The organism is Burkholderia sp. BCC1999 (genome assembly GCF_905339975.1).
In the GTDB taxonomy this organism is placed as follows: domain Bacteria; phylum Pseudomonadota; class Gammaproteobacteria; order Burkholderiales; family Burkholderiaceae; genus Burkholderia.
This window is the reverse complement of sequence record NZ_CAJPHP010000020.1, coordinates 17,740-33,733: the sequence shown is the minus strand read 5'-3', so window position 1 is coordinate 33,733 and position 15,994 is coordinate 17,740. Positions and strand designations below refer to the sequence as shown.

12 protein-coding genes are annotated in these 15,994 nt (G+C 67.6%); 9 read left to right on the top strand and 3 right to left on the bottom strand.

What is annotated here, in order from left to right; translation table 11 throughout:
* Window positions 1-111: 111 nt before the first annotated feature.
* The 7 genes from U5809_RS25870 (at window position 112) to U5809_RS25840 (ending at window position 7,407) form a co-directional block, all read left to right on the top strand.
* The gene (locus U5809_RS25870) at window positions 112-1,047 is read left to right on the top strand and encodes a LysR family transcriptional regulator (protein WP_322088590.1); all 936 of its coding nucleotides are present in this window, start codon (window positions 112-114) and stop codon (window positions 1,045-1,047) included.
* A gap of 117 nt (window positions 1,048-1,164) precedes the next feature.
* Complete coding sequence (locus U5809_RS25865) at window positions 1,165-1,392, top strand: sulfurtransferase TusA family protein (RefSeq protein WP_006402122.1); 228 nt, start codon at window positions 1,165-1,167, stop codon at window positions 1,390-1,392.
* Window positions 1,393-1,592: 200 nt separating this feature from the next.
* Entirely contained in the window at window positions 1,593-2,027 is a 435-nt protein-coding gene (locus U5809_RS25860; protein WP_322088589.1) for a peptidase, read from the top strand.
* A gap of 267 nt (window positions 2,028-2,294) precedes the next feature.
* Window positions 2,295-2,999, top strand: a complete 705-nt coding sequence (locus tag U5809_RS25855; RefSeq protein ID WP_006490421.1) for a response regulator transcription factor — start codon at window positions 2,295-2,297, stop codon at window positions 2,997-2,999.
* Window positions 2,996-4,357 carry a FecR domain-containing protein gene (locus U5809_RS25850; RefSeq protein WP_322088588.1) on the top strand — a complete coding sequence of 454 codons (1,362 nt, stop codon included), beginning with the start codon at window positions 2,996-2,998 and terminating at the stop codon, window positions 4,355-4,357. Before U5809_RS25855 ends, U5809_RS25850 begins: the two co-directional genes overlap by 4 nt.
* Window positions 4,358-4,367: 10 nt before the next feature.
* On the top strand, window positions 4,368-6,755 hold the full coding sequence (locus tag U5809_RS25845; protein ID WP_322088587.1) for a CHASE2 domain-containing protein: 2,388 nt from the start codon (window positions 4,368-4,370) through the stop codon (window positions 6,753-6,755).
* A 37-nt stretch (window positions 6,756-6,792) separates the two neighbouring features.
* Window positions 6,793-7,407 (top strand): DUF4136 domain-containing protein, encoded by a 615-nt coding sequence (locus U5809_RS25840; RefSeq protein ID WP_322088586.1) that lies wholly within the window; start codon window positions 6,793-6,795, stop codon window positions 7,405-7,407.
* 52 nt (window positions 7,408-7,459) lie between these two features.
* On the opposite strand, the gene galU is transcribed toward U5809_RS25840, so the two are convergent.
* Window positions 7,460-8,344, bottom strand: a complete 885-nt coding sequence (gene galU, locus U5809_RS25835) for a UTP--glucose-1-phosphate uridylyltransferase GalU (RefSeq protein WP_322088585.1) — start codon at window positions 8,342-8,344, stop codon at window positions 7,460-7,462.
* 87 nt (window positions 8,345-8,431) lie between these two features.
* Window positions 8,432-11,299, bottom strand: coding sequence for a valine--tRNA ligase (locus U5809_RS25830; RefSeq protein ID WP_322088584.1), 2,868 nt, complete (start codon window positions 11,297-11,299; stop codon window positions 8,432-8,434).
* A 224-nt stretch (window positions 11,300-11,523) separates the two neighbouring features.
* On the opposite strand from U5809_RS25830, the gene U5809_RS25825 reads away from it, so the two are divergent.
* Both U5809_RS25825 and U5809_RS25820 read left to right on the top strand, forming a co-directional pair.
* Window positions 11,524-13,887: a UvrD-helicase domain-containing protein gene (locus U5809_RS25825; protein ID WP_322088583.1), complete on the top strand. Its 2,364-nt coding sequence runs from the start codon at window positions 11,524-11,526 to the stop codon at window positions 13,885-13,887.
* Window positions 13,884-14,681 carry a 5'-methylthioadenosine/adenosylhomocysteine nucleosidase gene (locus U5809_RS25820; protein WP_322088582.1) on the top strand — a complete coding sequence of 266 codons (798 nt, stop codon included), beginning with the start codon at window positions 13,884-13,886 and terminating at the stop codon, window positions 14,679-14,681. Before U5809_RS25825 ends, U5809_RS25820 begins: the two co-directional genes overlap by 4 nt.
* 66 nt (window positions 14,682-14,747) lie before the next feature.
* On the opposite strand, the gene U5809_RS25815 is transcribed toward U5809_RS25820, so the two are convergent.
* Window positions 14,748-15,983: an MFS transporter gene (locus U5809_RS25815; RefSeq protein ID WP_322088581.1), complete on the bottom strand. Its 1,236-nt coding sequence runs from the start codon at window positions 15,981-15,983 to the stop codon at window positions 14,748-14,750.
* Between the last annotated feature and the right edge of the window lie 11 nt (window positions 15,984-15,994).

Here is a 15,994-nt window from a genome sequence, read left to right as displayed (position 1 = left end):
TGTCTCCTGGGGATGAGGTGAGGGTGGACCGGGACTAGTCTATGCACCCCGGCAAATCGGGAGAAGACCGCGAAACTTGATTCACTGTTCAGAATTCTGAATAATCGGTGGATGAATCAGCAAAATGTCCAGGCGCTCTGGCCGCATATCCATTCGCTGACGGTGCTGGCCGCGGCCGGCAGTTTCACGGCTGCCGCGCAGCGGCTCGGCATCAGCAAGGCCGCGATGAGCCAGCGCATCGCCGATCTCGAAAAGGCGGCCGGCGTGCCGCTCGTGCGCCGCACGACGCGCAGCGTGCGGCTCACCGATGCGGGCCAGACGCTCGTCGACAGCACGCGCGACGCGTTCGAGTCGATCGGGCAGCACTTCGCGCGCGTGAAGGATCTGGCCGGCGAGCCGCGCGGCCTGCTGCGCCTGACGGTGCCGGTCGCGCTCGGCCGCCAGCAGGTCGTGCCGCACCTGCCCGATTTCCTGCGGCAGCATCCGGGCGTGCAGATCGAGCTGGACCTGTCCGACCGGCTGCATTCGCTGACGCAGGAGGGGTTCGACCTCGCGATTCGTCATACGACCACCGCGCCGCAGACCCACGTCGCATGGAAACTGTGCGACACGCGCTCGCTGCTGGTCGCGAGCCGCGACTACCTCGACGCACGTGGCGCGCCGCGCCACCCGAACGAGCTCGTCGATCACAGCTGCCTGTGCTACCTGCGCGACAACGAGCCGGCCGCCTGGAGCTTCGAGCCGCACGGCCGGCGGCGCGAGCGCGTGAGCGTGCCCGTGCGCGGCAGTTTCGCGGCGAACAACAGCGAGGCGATGCGCGAGGCCGCGCTCGGCGGGCTCGGCATCGCGCTGCTGCCGGATTTCAGCGCGCAGCGCGATCTCGACGCCGGCCGGCTCGTTGCGTTGCTCGACGGCTGGCGGCCGTCGGGCGCGTTCGGCGATCACATTTTCGCGATCCGCCCGTACAGCCCGGTCGTGCCGAGCGCGGTGCGCGCGCTCGTGCGGCACCTGCGCGAGCGGCTCGCGGGCGGCTTCTCCGGCGCGTGAGCCCGGCACCCGCGCATGCCGCGCCACGGGCTGCCCGGGCAGGCACGGCGGCGCTGCGGTAAAATCGCGGCTTCCTCCCGCGCCGCATGTGGCGCGTCATTCGAAGGTCGAAAGCCGATGCAGATTCACAAGGAAGTGGATGCGCGCGGGCTCAATTGCCCGTTGCCGATCCTGCGCGCCAAGAAAGCGCTCGCCGATATGGAAAGCGGGCAGATCCTCAAGGTGCTTGCGACCGACCCGGGCTCGCAGCGCGATTTCGCCGCGTTCGCGAAACAGACGGGCAACGAAATCGTCGAATCGACGACGCAGGACAAGACCTTCGTGTTCCTGATGCGCCGCCGCTGACGGCCCGCATCGCCTGCCGCGCCGCGCCGCGCCGCGCGCCGGCCGGGCCTCTCTGACAATTCTTAAACCTCACTGCGTGACGGGCTGCGTATACTGACCCGGCCGGTCGTCCGCTCCCAGCGGACGCGCCGGCCACGGTACGTCGCAAGGCGGGCACGGGGGCCATGCCTGACGCTACCGTCGTACAACGGGGAGAGGACATGTCCTTCAGACCAGGGACCCTTCGAAGTCCGTCCGGAGCGCAATGCATTGCGCCCGCGCGCGCGTTGGAATTGAGCCGGATCGAGCTCGATCCGCAACAGGATCGCCATGCGCGTGCCGCGCTGGAGGCCTACGCGGATTCGGCTGCGGCCGATATGCCGTGGCTGGCCGAGTGGCTTGACGAACGGCTACGCGAAGCCGCACAGGACGACGGCTCGGGCCCGACCTACTGCGGTGCGACGATCGAGCGCGTGTTCGATCTGGCGCAGGCGTGGGCGGCGAGCCAGCCCGACTACGCAGCGACTGCGTGGGAGCGCGTGCGTGGCCAGCTGCAGCGGATGCTGGTTCAACCGGCGCTGTCGGAGCTGCCGTCGCCACGTGTGCCGGCGGACGATTTTGCCGAGCCGGTGGCCGGCATCGCGGGCGCCGATTAGGCGTCAGAATGCGCGACAGGAAGGATTATTCGAAGAAAGGACGGTAGTCCGCGCAATTTCTTGGCGAATTTCATACTACTATGATGAAATCGCCGGTTCGTCCGTACCCCGTTTTTGAGATATCTAACCGGGGTCGCCGGTTTGCGCAGGTGGCGCGAACGGCGAACGACGGCTCACCGGCCGATATCCGGACGCCGCGCACGTGCTGCGTGGCCGGGGTAGGCGCGGGAGTTGAATGGACGAATCGATTTCGATTTGCGGGGTGCTATGAGAATTGCTGTACTGGATGACGATCCGGCCCAGACGGATTTCGTCAGTCAAACGCTGACGGCCGTTGGCCATACGTGCTATGCGTTCAAGGAAGGCAAGGCCCTGAAGAAGCGCCTGCAGCGCGAGACATTCGATCTGCTGGTGCTCGACTGGAACGTGCCCGACATGTCGGGCGAGGAAGTGCTCAAGTGGGTGCGTGCGAACCAGACCGAGCACAGCCTGCCGATCATCTTCATGACGAGCCGCGACGACGAGGCGGGGATCACGCAGATCCTCAACGCCGGCGCCGACGACTACGTGGTCAAGCCCGTCTCGGGCCCGATCCTGCGCGCACGCATCGGTTCGCTGCTGCGCCGCGCGTATCCGGTCAACGCCGAGGCCACCGTCCGCGAGTTCGATCAGTTCCGTTTCGACGTGAACCTGAAGCAGGCCTACGTCGGCGACAAGGCCGTGAGCCTCACGCAAAAGGAATTCGAGCTCGCGCTGCTGCTGTTCCAGCACCTCGACCGGCCGTTGTCGCGCGCGCACATTCTCGATCTCGTGTGGAAACAGGCGACCGACATCCCGTCGCGCACGATGGACACGCACATCTCGATGCTGCGCACCAAGCTCGGCCTGCGGCCCGAGAACGGCTATCGCCTCGCGCCGATCTACGGGTACGGCTATCGGCTCGAGCGGGTCGGCCAGGGAGAACCGGAGTGACCACGGGAATCACGCAGCGCACGGCGAACCTGCGCACGGCGGCGCTGCGCGCGGCCTGCGCGGTCGCGTTTGCGTTCGCCGCTCAGCACGCGGCGGCGCAACCGCCCGCTGCCGCGGGCAAGATGGTCGTGTACCGCACGCAGGCGGGCGACACGCTGTACGACGTCGCCGCGCGCTATCTGCAAGGCTCGGACGACTGGCAACTGCTCCAGCAGATCAATGGCGTGCCCGCGCCGAAGCACCTGCAGCCCGGTGTCGCGCTGAAGCTGCCGGTTGCGCGCCTGCGCAAGGAAAAGCTGACCGCGCGTGTCGTCGCGGTGCAGGGCACGGCCGAGCGCGCGTCCGGTGAGGCTTACACGCCGCTTGCGAACGATGCGACGCTCACCGAGGGCGATCGCGTGCGCACGGGCGCGAACGGCTTCGTGACGCTCGAGCTTGCCGACGGCACGCACATGAGCCTGCCGCCCGACAGCCAGCTCGACCTGAAGGCGCTGCGCCGCACCGTGCTGACCGGCACGCTTGATCGCGAGTTCGAACTCACGCGGGGCTCGGTCGACAGCGAAGTCACCCATTTGAAGAAACGCGACGACCGCTTCCAGATCCGCTCGCCGTCGGTCGTCGCCGGCGTGCGCGGCACGCGCTTTCGCGTGAACTACGACGCGGCCGGCAATGCGTCGACGCGCGTCGAAGTGCTCGACGGCACCGTCGGCGTCGCGGGCAACCGGCAGCCGGCCGATCCGACGCTCGTGCATGCGAACTTCGGCAGCGTCGCGACGTCGTCCGGCGCGGTCGGTGCGCCGGTCGAACTGCTGCCGGCACCGGCGCTCGCGCATCCCGACAAGGTGCAGGACGAACCCGACGTCGCATTCGACGTCGCGCCGCTCGCGCAGGCGCATGCATACCACCTGCAGATCGCGCATGACGCGGGGATGCTCGACCCCTTCCGCGAAACGCGCACCGTTTCGTCTCGTGCGGTGTTCCGCGACGTGCCGAACGGCACGTATTTCGTGCGGGTGGCCGCGATCGACGCGAGCGGTCTCGAAGGCGTGCCACGCATCTATGCGTTCGAGCGGCGCCTGATGGGGCTCGACGCGAGCGCGTCGCCCGGCGCGGACGGCTACGAGTTCCGCTGGTCGCCGAACGGTTCCGGCAAGGATGCACGCTACCGGTTCGTGCTGTCGCGTTCGAAAGACCTGAGCGTGCCGGTCGTCGACCAGGTCGGCCTGCAGGCGCGCAAGATCACGATCGCGCGCCTGCCGCCCGGCGACTACTACTGGGCCGTGACCGTCGAGGAATTCGAAGGCGGCAAGTTCTACGAGAAGACCAGCCCGGTCAGCGCGTTCACGTTGTCGCGTTGATCCGCGGCGCATGAAATCCGGCTCCGTTTCCCCACGGCGGCACCTCGGCCGCCGCTTCCTCATCGAATGGATCGCGATCGGCTGCCTCGGGATCGCGGTGATCCTCGCGTGCGCGCTCGGCCGCCTGTCGTCGAGCGTCGACGGGCTGATCTACGACCGGCTGCTGATGCTGCGCAGCCTGCCGCTGTCTCCGGATGTGGTCGTCGTCGACATCGACAACCAGAGCGTGTCGGCGCTCGGCCGCTGGCCGTGGTCGCGCGAAGTGCATGCGCGGCTGCTCGACACGCTGGCGCGCGCGCAGCCGGCCGCCGTCGTCTACGACGTGCTGTTCACCGAACCGTCGCCGGAGGATCGCGCGTTCGCGGACGCGATGAGCCGCGTGCCGACCTTCCTGCCCGTGCTGCTGAGCCCGGAGCAGGCGGACGGCACGCGCAGCGTCGATCCGCCGGTCGCCGCGCTCGCGGCACGCGCGACGGGGCTCGGTCACATCAATCTCGAAGTCGATCGCGACGGCATCGTGCGCAGCGTCGCGCTGTTCGAAAGCGACGGCCGCGTGCGCTGGCCGCAATTGATGGTGCCCGTGTACCGCGCGATCCAGGCCGGCCGGCTGCATCCGGTCGGCGGCATGCCGGGCGCGAATGCGCACGACCTGTCGCGCGATGCGGCCGGCGAGGGCCGCTACCTGATCCCGTTCAGCCGCAATACGCCGGCCTATCCGACGCTGTCGTTCGACGACGTGCTCGAAGGGCGCGTGAAACCCGATGCGCTGCGCGGCAAGATCGTCGTCGTCGGCGTGACGGCGTCCGGGCTGTACGACCGCTTCGCGACGCCCGTGTCCGGCGAGTTCGGCCCGCTGGCCGGCGTGTATATCCATGCGAACGTGCTCGACATGCTGGCGACCGGCAGCGCGATCTCGCCCGCGTCGCGCCTGGGGCTGTTCGCCGCGTCGCTGCTGCCGCTCGCCGCGCTGCTCGGCGGTTTCATGATGCTGTCGCCGTGGCGTGCGCTGCTGCTGACGATGAGTCTCGCCGTGCTCGCCGTGCTCGCGAGCCTGGCGCTGCTGTTCGAGGCGCGCATCTGGCTGACGCCGGCGCCGGCGATCTTCGGGCTGATCGCCGTCTACCCGATCTGGAACTGGCGGCGCCTGGAAATGACGATGTCGTACCTGCGCCGCGAGCTGCAGCGGCTCGCCGACGAGCCGCACCTGCTGCCCGAGGCGCCACGCACGCGCAGCGTCGGCGGCGACGTGCTCGAGCGGCAGATGGCGCTGATGGCGCAAGCGGCACAGCGCGTGCAGGACATGAAGCGCTTCGTGTGGGACAGTCTCGACAGCATGCCCGAGCCGATCTTCGTGACCGACCTGGCCGGCACCGTGCTGATCGCGAACCATGCGGCGAAGCGCTACGGGTCGCGGCTCTCGCTGCCGCTGCCGGAAGGGCGGCCGCTGCGCAACGCGCTCGGCGAGCTGACCTTCATGAAGACCGTCGACGGCAATGCCGAACACGATGTGGCGATCCGCGAGCACTGGCCGGCCGTGCTCGACCCGACACTCGAGGCCGAACACGACGCGATGGCGCGCGGCATCGAGGTGCGCGATCGCGACGGGCTCGACCATCTGTTACGCTACGCGGCCTGTACGAACGCGCAGGGCCGCGTGACGGGCTGGATCGCGGGCCTCGTCGACGTGACCGAGCTGCACGCGGCCGAGCGGCAGCGCGAGGAAGCGCTGCACCTGCTGTCGCACGACATGCGCTCGCCGCAGGCGTCGATCCTCGCGCTCGTCGAGATCGAGCGCGACCGCGTCGACACCGACGCGATGCGCGGGCTGCTCGCGCGGATCGAGCGCTATGCGCATCGCGCACTGTCGCTGGCCGACGAGTTCGTGCAGTTGGCGCGCGCCGAGTCGCAGGTGTACCAGCTCGAGGTCACGAGCCTCGTCGACGTGCTGATCGATGCGAGCGACGAGGTGTGGCCGCAGGCGCAGGCGAAACATATCCGCGTCGACACCGAAGCTGGCACCGACATGTGCTGGGTGCGCGCGGACCGCTCGCTGATCACGCGCGCCTTCGTGAACCTGCTGAACAACGCGGTCAAATACAGTCCATCCGACACCGTGATCACGTGTACGCTGACGGTCGAGCACGCATCGAAGCGGATGTTCTGTACGATTCGCGATCAGGGGTACGGCATTGCGCCGGAAGATCAGCGGCATCTGTTCGAGCGTTTCAAGCGATTCCATGCCGGCGAGCGGCCCGAGATCTCGGGTTCCGGGCTCGGCATGGCGTTCGTGAAGACGGTCGTCACGCGCCATGGGGGCAGCGTGTCGGTCGATAGCGAAGTGGGTGTCGGCACCGCGGTGACGGTGTCGCTGCCCGCGATCGACGAGCCGTCCGCCTGACAGGGCCGGGCACGACGGCAGGTATCTGGGGAAAGCCATGAGAAAGGAATGGGCAGCGGCCGCGCTGGCGGCGTCGCTGTTGACAGGTTGCGCCGGCGTGACGAGCGGCGTGAGTACGGTCGGGCAGCCGAATGCGTTTGCATCCGGCGCGCACGGCTATGACTTCGTGCGAACGGCCGCGCAGGCGGGCGACACCGAATACCGGCAGATCGAGACGCTCGTGCGCGACGAACTCGCGCGCCGCGGCTTCGATGCGCAGCCGCTCAAGGACGCGCGCTACCGGCTGTCGATCGCCTACGCGACGCAGCCGGCGTCGGTCGCGGCGGTCGCCGACCAGTGCGGCGCCGCGAGCAGCGCCTGCGTGACGGTCGACGGGCCGGCGCCGTTCGCGCTGCCGTTCATGGGCACCGTGTATCGCCATGTGCTTACGCTGCGTTTCGTCGACGCGCGATCGGGTGCCGACGTCTACCGCGTATCGGCTGCGCTGCGCGATCGCGACCCCGGCACACAGCTGGCCGCGCCGGCGCTCGTGAAGAGCGCACTGGCGAAGGTGCCGTTCGGCGACGGCAGCGGCTGGCTCGTCAAGACGAAAAAAGACGACGCAGGCGGGATGCCGGGCGTCGTCTCGGTGAAGCCGGCCGAAGCGCACTGAGCGCCGGCCGGTGAGGTGAGGGCGGGCTCGCCGCGGCGAGCCCTTGCCGCGTTCAGGCGGCCGGATGCGCGCCGCCGCGCGTGCGCAGGTACGCGTCGAAATCGGCGCTGACTTCCGGGTGACGCAGCGCGAATTCCACCGTCGCCTTCAGGTAGCCGAGCTTGCTGCCGCAGTCGTAGCGCGTGCCCTGGTACTTGTAGGCCAGCACTTGTTCATCGGCGAGCAGCGCCTGGATCGCGTCGGTGAGCTGCAGTTCGCCGCCCGCGCCGGGTTTCAGCGCGCGCAGGTGTTCGAAGATCCGCGGCTTCAGGATGTAGCGGCCGACCACGCCGAGGTTCGACGGTGCGACTTCGGGCGCCGGCTTCTCGACGATCGCCGACATCTTGACGATCGATTCTTCCCATTCCTTGCCATCGACGATGCCGTACGACTTCGTGTCCGACGGCGGGATCTCTTCGACGCCGATCACCGAGCTGTGATAGTGGTCGAATACGTCGACCATCTGCTTCATCACGGGCGGATTGCCGTCGAGCAGGTCGTCGGCGAGGATCACGGCGAACGGGTTGTCCGCCACGAGCTTCTCCGCGCACAGCACCGCATGGCCGAGGCCGAGCGCTTCCGGCTGGCGCACGTAGAAGCAGTCGACATGGCTCGGCTTGATGCTGCGCACGAGCTCGAGCAGCTTTTCCTTGCCGCGCGCCTCGAGTTCGGCCTCGACCTCGTACGACTTGTCGAAATGATCCTCGATCGCGCGCTTGCTGCGCCCGGTGACGAAGATCATCTCGGTGATGCCCGCGGCGATCGCTTCCTCGACCGCATACTGGATCAGCGGCTTGTCGACGACGGGCAACATTTCCTTCGGGCTCGCTTTCGTTGCCGGGAGGAACCGCGTGCCGAGACCGGCAACGGGGAACACGGCCTTGGAAACTTTCAGCATGATCGAACCTTTATTCCTGTAATCGACTTGTCAGACGGTTTATGTTCACGTTCGCATTATAGTGAACGCAAACGGCCTTACCCTTTGTTACGCAGGCAACCGATCGAGCTGCGCGCGCAGTTTTTCGAGCGTGCTCTGGAATTCCGCGACGCGTTTCTGCTCCTGTTCGACCACGGCCGGCGGCGCTTTCGCGACGAAGGCCTCGTTGCCGAGCTTCGCGTTGCACTTCACGATCTCGCCCGTCAGGCGCGCGATTTCCTTCGACAGACGCTCGCGCTCGGCCGCGACGTCGATTTCCACCTTCAGCACCAGCTTGTTCGGGCCGACGATCGCGATCGGCGCGCCGTGCGCTTCCTTGTCGAGCGTCGCTTCGTCCGCGAGGATCTGCACTTCCGACAGGCGCGCGAGCGCCTGGACGTACGGCGCGAACGAGCGCAGGCGGTCGGCATCGCCGGCAGCCAGCAGCGGCACCTTGGTCGCCGGCGACAGGTTCATCTCGCCGCGCAGGTTGCGGCATGCGTCGACGATTGCCTTCAGGTCGGCCGCCCACTGCTCGGACGCCTCGTCGATCTTCTGCAGGTTCGCGAGCGGATACGCCTGCGTCATCAGCGACGCTTCGCCCTCGGCCTTGCCTTGCGGATAGCGGCCGGCGAGCGGCGCGACCTTCTGCCAGAGCGCTTCGGTGATGAACGGGATGACCGGGTGCGCGAGGCGCAGCACCGTTTCGAGCACGCGCAGCAGCGTACGGCGCGTCGCGCGCTGCTGTTCCGGCGTGCCGTTCTGGATCTGCACCTTCGCGAGCTCGAGATACCAGTCGCAGTACTCGTCCCACACGAACTTGTAGATGCCGCTGGCGATGTTGTCGAAGCGGTAATCGGCGAAGCCCTTCGCGATGTCGGCCTCGGTACGCTGCAGCAGCGACACGATCCAGCGGTCGGCCGCCGAGAAGTCGAGGTAGCCACCGGGGCCGCAATCGCCCGCGCCGCACACTTCCGGCTTGTCGCTGCCGCAGTCGTGGCCTTCGCAGTTCATCAGCACGAAGCGCGTCGCGTTCCACAGCTTGTTGCAGAAGTTGCGGTAGCCTTCGCAGCGAGCGAGGTCGAAGTTCACGTTGCGGCCGAGCGTCGCCATCGACGCCATCGTGAAGCGCAGCGCGTCGGTGCCGAACGCGGCGATGCCGTCCGGGAATTCCTTGCGCGTCTTCTTCTCGATCGTCGCAGCCTGCTTCGGGTTCATCAGGCCCGTCGTGCGTTTCGCGACCAGCGTCTCGAGGTCGATGCCGTCGACGATGTCGATCGGGTCGAGCGTGTTGCCCTTGCTCTTCGACATCTTCTGGCCTTCCGCGTCGCGCACGAGGCCGTGCACGTAGACGGTGTGGAACGGCACCTTGCCGGTGAAGTGCGTGGTCATCATCACCATCCGGGCGACCCAGAAGAAGATGATGTCGAAGCCCGTGACGAGCACCGACGACGGCAGGAAGTGCTGCAGTTCGGGCGTTTCGTTCGGCCAGCCGAGCGACGAGAACGGCACGAGTGCCGACGAGAACCACGTGTCGAGCACGTCCTCGTCGCGCTTCAGCGCGCCCGCGTAGCCCTTGGCGGTGGCCTGCGCGCGCGCTTCTTCCTCGTTGCGCGCGACGAACACCTCGCCGTTCTCGCCGTACCACGCGGGAATCTGGTGGCCCCACCACAGCTGGCGCGAGATGCACCAGTCCTGGATGTTCTCGAGCCACTGGTAGTAGGTGGTCGTCCAGTTTTCCGGCACGAACTTGATCTGCCCGTTGCGCACGACGTCGAGCGACGTTTCGGTGATTGACTTGCCCGGGGTGAACGTGCCTTCCGGCGCCGGCTTCGTCATCGCGACGAACCACTGGTCGGTCAACATCGGCTCGATCACGACGCCCGTGCGGTCGCCGCGCGGCACCATCAGCTTGTGCGGCTTGACGGAGTCGAGGAAGCCCTCTGCATCGAGGTCGGCGACGATCGCCTTGCGCGCGTCGAAGCGGTCGAGGCCGCGATACTGCTCGGGGCCGTTGTCGTTGATCTTGGCGTCGAGCGTCAGGATCTCGATCGGCGCGAGGTTGTGGCGCAGGCCGACCTGATAGTCGTTGAAATCGTGCGCGGGCGTGACCTTCACGACGCCCGTGCCGAACTCGCGGTCGACGTAGTCGTCGGCGATCACCGGGATCTCGCGGCCCGTCAGCGGCAGCGTGACGAGCTTGCCGATCAGGTGCGCGTAGCGCTCGTCTTCCGGGTGCACCATCAGCGCGACGTCGCCGAGCATCGTCTCGGGGCGCGTGGTGGCGACGGTCAGCGAGCCCGAGCCGTCGACGAGCGGGTAGCGGATGTGCCACAGGTGGCCGTTTTCCTCTTCGCTCGCGACTTCGAGATCCGACACCGCGGTGAGCAGCACCGGATCCCAGTTGACGAGGCGCTTGCCGCGGTAGATCAGGCCCTGTTCATAGAGCGTGACGAACACGTCGCGCACGGCGGCCGACATCTTGTCGTCCATCGTGAAGTATTCGCGCGACCAGTCCGGCGACGCGCCTAGGCGGCGCACCTGGCCGGTGATCGTCGACCCCGATTTTTCCTTCCATTCCCACACGCGCTCGACGAACTGCTCGCGGCCGAGGTCGTGGCGCGACACGCCCTGCGCGTCGAGCTGGCGCTCGACGACGATCTGGGTAGCGATCCCCGCGTGGTCGGTGCCCGGCACCCACAGCGTGTTCTCGCCGAGCATCCGGTGGTAGCGGGTGAGGCCGTCCATGATCGTCTGGTTGAACGCGTGGCCCATGTGCAGCGTGCCCGTGACGTTCGGCGGCGGCAACTGGATCGCGAAATCCGGGCGGGACGGATCGAATGCCGGGGCGGCATAGCCGCGTTTTTCCCACTCCGGCCCCCATTGGGACTCGATGGTGTGGGGCTCGAAGCTCTTCGCAAGCGTGTTGTCGCTCATGTTGGAAATCTGCCGAAAAATGCGTGAATTGGATGCCGAATCTGACAATTATAAATGGATGCCCATCGGCCAGCCATCGCCTTGCCGCCACGGGCCTGTCGCGACGGGGCCGCAGCGCGCCGGCAGCGCGTCCGCAACGTGCGGCCGAACGGATCGGGAACGGCATCGCGCGGCCGACTTATAATGTCGGGTCCGCATTTTTCTCGCCCGTCCGCTGCCGCTCCATGCCCGATCTGCTCGCCAATCTGAACCCCGAACAACTCGCCGCCGTCACGTTGCCGAACGAACCGGCGCTGATCCTTGCAGGGGCGGGCAGCGGCAAGACCCGCGTGCTGATCACGCGCATCGCGTGGCTGATCCAGCAGGGCTACGCATCGCCGCCCACCGTGCTTGCCGTCACCTTCACGAACAAGGCCGCGCGCGAGATGATGGCGCGCCTGTCGGCGATGATGCCGATCGATACGCGCGGGATGTGGATCGGCACGTTCCACGGCCTGTGCAACCGGATGCTGCGCACGCACTGGCGCGACGCCGGCCTGCCGCAGACCTTCCAGATCCTCGACACGGCCGACCAGCTGTCCGCGATCAAGCGGCTGATGAAGGCCGCGAACGTCGACGATGAAAAGTACCCGCCGAAGAACGTGCAGTACTTCATCAACAACGCGAAGGAGCAGGGGCTGCGTCCCGACAAGGTCGACGCGACCGACAACTTCAATCGCAAGTTCGTCGAGCTGTACCAGGCATACGACCAGCAGTGCCAGCGCGAGGGCGTCGTCGATTTCCCGGAGCTGCTGCTGCGCTGCTACGAGCTGCTCGCGTACAACGCGCCGCTGCGCGCGCACTACCAGGCGCGCTTCCGGCACATCCTCGTCGACGAGTTCCAGGACACCAACAAGCTGCAGTACGCGTGGCTCAAGATGCTCGCGGGCGGCGAGAATGCGATCTTCGCGGTCGGCGACGACGACCAGTCGATCTATGCGTTCCGCGGCGCGAACGTCGGCAACATGCGCGACTTCGAAGACGAATTCCGCGTGCGTAACCTGATCAAGCTCGAGCAGAACTACCGGTCGCACGGCAACATCCTCGACGCGGCCAACCAGCTGATCTCGAACAACGCGCACCGCCTCGGCAAGAACCTGCGCACCGACGCCGGCCATGGCGAGCCCGTGCGCGTGTACGAGGCGAGCACCGATTCGCAGGAAGCCGGCTGGATCGTCGAGGAGATCCGTTCGCTGATCAACACCGGGATGGCGCGCAGCGAAGTGGCCGTCCTGTACCGCAGCAACGCGCAGTCGCGCTCGATCGAGCACACGCTGATGTCGTCGGGCATCCCGTACCGCGTGTACGGCGGCCTGCGCTTCTTCGAGCGGCAGGAAGTGAAGCACGCGCTCGCGTACCTGCGCCTGATCGACAACCCGAACGACGACACGGCGTTCGTGCGCGTCGTGAACTTCCCGACCCGCGGGATCGGCGCGCGCTCGATCGAGCAGCTCGCCGACGCCGCGCGCCTGTACGGCTGCTCGATGGCCGCCGCGATTCCGTACGTGACGGGCAAGGCCGGCACGAGCCTCGGCGGGTTCGCGAACCTGGTCGCGAAGATGCGCGCCGATACGCAGCACATGAACCTGCCCGACACCGTCGAGCACATCGTGCGCGCCAGCGGTCTCTCCGATTTCTACCAGGGCGAGCGCGAAGGCCAGGACCGCCTCGAGAACTTGCAGGAACTCGTGAACGCGGCCACCGCGTTCATCGCCGAGGAAGGCTACGGGCTCGACACGCCGGCCCGCTCGATCCCGTTGCGCGCGGGCGCGATCGCGGCGCCCGAGCTCGGCACCGCGACCGACGATCCGGCGCTCGACGTGCTCGATCCGGCGTCGCCCGCCGATCCGGCACAGAACCCCGACACGATGACGCCGCTCGCCGGCTTCCTGTCGCATGCGTCGCTGGAGGCCGGCGACAACCAGGCGCAGGCCGGCCAGGACGCCGTGCAACTGATGACGGTGCACGCGGCGAAGGGGCTCGAATTCTCGGCCGTGTTCATCACGGGCCTCGAGGAGGGGCTGTTCCCGCACGAGAACAGCGTGCTCGAATCCGACGGCCTCGAGGAAGAGCGCCGGCTGATGTACGTCGCGATCACGCGCGCGAAGGAGCGGCTCTACCTGTCGTTCGCGCAGAGCCGGATGCTGCACGGCCAGACGCGCTACAACGTGCGCTCGCGCTTCTTCGACGAGCTGCCCGAGCACGTGCTGAAGTGGCTGACGCCGAAGGTCGAGGCCGGTTCGCGCTGGGGCGGGCGTTCGGACAACGCCGGGTACGGGCGCGACTGGTTCGCGCGGCCGGGCGGCGGCAGTCGCGAGCAGATCGTCGACGCGGCCGTGTCCGCGCCGCTGCCCGCGTTCGCGAACAAGCAGCGCGCCGCCGATACCGGGTTCCGGGTCGGCCAGCAGGTGTTCCATACCAAGTTCGGCGAAGGCACGGTCACCGCGCTCGAAGGCAACGGCACCGATGCGAAGGCGCAGGTGAAATTCAAGCGGCACGGCGAGAAGTGGCTCGCGCTCGCGGTCGCGAAACTGCAGGCGGTGGAATGATGGGCGTCGACTTGGTGGGGACGGCTTCGACCCGTCCGCTCGGCATTCTGGCGGCGCTGCCCGAGGAACTCGGCGACCTGATCGCCGCGATGCGCGCCGATGGCGCGATGAAGACGGTCACCCTCGGCCGCCGCGATTATCACGTCGGCACCGTGCACGGCGCGGCCTGCGTCGTCACGCTCGCGCGGGTCGGCAAGGTCGCGGCCGCCGCGACGGTCAGCGCGCTGATCCACGTGTTCGGCGTGTCGGGCGTCGTGTTCACCGGTGTGGCTGGCGGCGTGTCGCGCACGGTGCGGGTCGGTGACGTCGTCGTGGCCGATACGCTGCTGCAGCACGATCTCGACGCATCGCCACTCTTTCCGCGCTACGAAGTGCCGCTGCTCGGCATCACGCGCTTCGCGACCGACGCGGCGCTGACGGCGCGCCTGCGGGCTGCCTGCACGCTGTTCGTCGCGGAAGAGGGGGCGCAGTTCGCCGAGCGCTTCGGGCTTGCCGGCGCGACGCTGCACGCGGGGCTCATCATCAGCGGCGACCGCTTCGTGTCGAGCGAGCGCGAGGTCGTCGCGCTGCGCGACGCGCTGCCGGACGCGCTCGCGGTCGAAATGGAAGGCGCCGCTATCGCGCAGGTGTGCGCGGAGCACGACGTGCCGTTCGCACTCGTGCGCACGATTTCCGATACGGCCGACGACCACGCGACGCAGTCGTTCTCGCACTTCCTGTCGGCGATCGCGAGCAGCTACTCGTCCGGCATCCTCAAGCGTTTCCTGACGCTGCATGCGACGACGGCGGCCTGAAGCCGCCGTCGTATTCTCCCTTCGAGCCGATCGACCGGCCGCGGCGCACGCGCCGCGGCCGGCTCGTCACGCCTTCTTGCGCCGGCTGTTTTCGAGATTCGGCAGGAAGATCGTCAGCACGCCGATCAGCGGCAGGAACGAGCACACCTTGTAGACGAACGTGATGCTCGTCGCATCGGCGAGCTGGCCGAGCACGGCCGCGCCGACCCCGCCAAGCCCGAACGCGAAGCCGAAGAACAGGCCCGCGACCATCCCGACCTTGCCGGGCATCAGTTCCGTCGCATAGACGAGGATCGCGGCGAATGCCGACGCCAGCACGATGCCGATGATCACGGTCAGCACGCTCGTCCAGAACAGGTTCGCGTACGGCAGCAGCAGCGTGAACGGCGCGACGCCGAGGATCGATACCCAGATCACGTACTTGCGCCCGATCCGGTCGCCCACCGGCCCGCCGATCAGCGTGCCGGCCGCCACGGCCGCGAGGAACACGAACAGGTGGATCTGCGCGGCCTGCACCGACAGGTGGAACTTGTCGATCAGGTAGAACGTGAAATAGCTGTTGATGCTCGCGAGGTAGAAGTACTTCGAGAACACGAGCAGCACCAGCACGCCGATCGCGCTCATCACGCGGCCGCGCGACAGCGTCGGATGGCCGGCCGACACGGCCTTCTTCTTCATCGACGGATGCTTCTTGTACCAGTGGCCGATCTGCGTGAGCACGATCATCGCGACGAGCGCGGCCGCCGAGAACCACGCGATGCTGTGCTGGCCGTGCGGAATGATCACGAGCGCGGCGAGCAGCGGCCCGAGCGCGGAGCCCGCGTTGCCGCCGACCTGGAACACCGATTGCGCGAGCCCGTGCTGGCCGCCCGACGCCATCCGCGCGACCCGCGACGACTCCGGATGGAACACCGACGAGCCGCAGCCGACGAGCGCCGCGGCCACCAGCAGCATCGGGAAACTCGACGCGACCGACATCAGCAGCAGCCCCGCGAGCGTGAAGCCCATGCCGACCGGCAGCGAATACGGCTTCGGACGCTTGTCGGTATAGAGGCCGACGAGCGGCTGCAGCAGCGACGCGGTGATCTGGTACGTGAGCGTGATCAGGCCGATCTGTGCGAACGACAGCGCGAACTGGCTCTTGAGCATCGGATAGATCGCGAGGATCAACGACTGGATCATGTCGTTGAGCATGTGCGAGAAGCTGATTGCGCCGAGCACCGGGTAGACGGTGCTCGGCGCGGCTGGCGCGGACGGCTGGGCGGCGGCTGCGCCGGCTCCGGAGTCGAGGCTGGTTTCCATGTGAGCTGAAC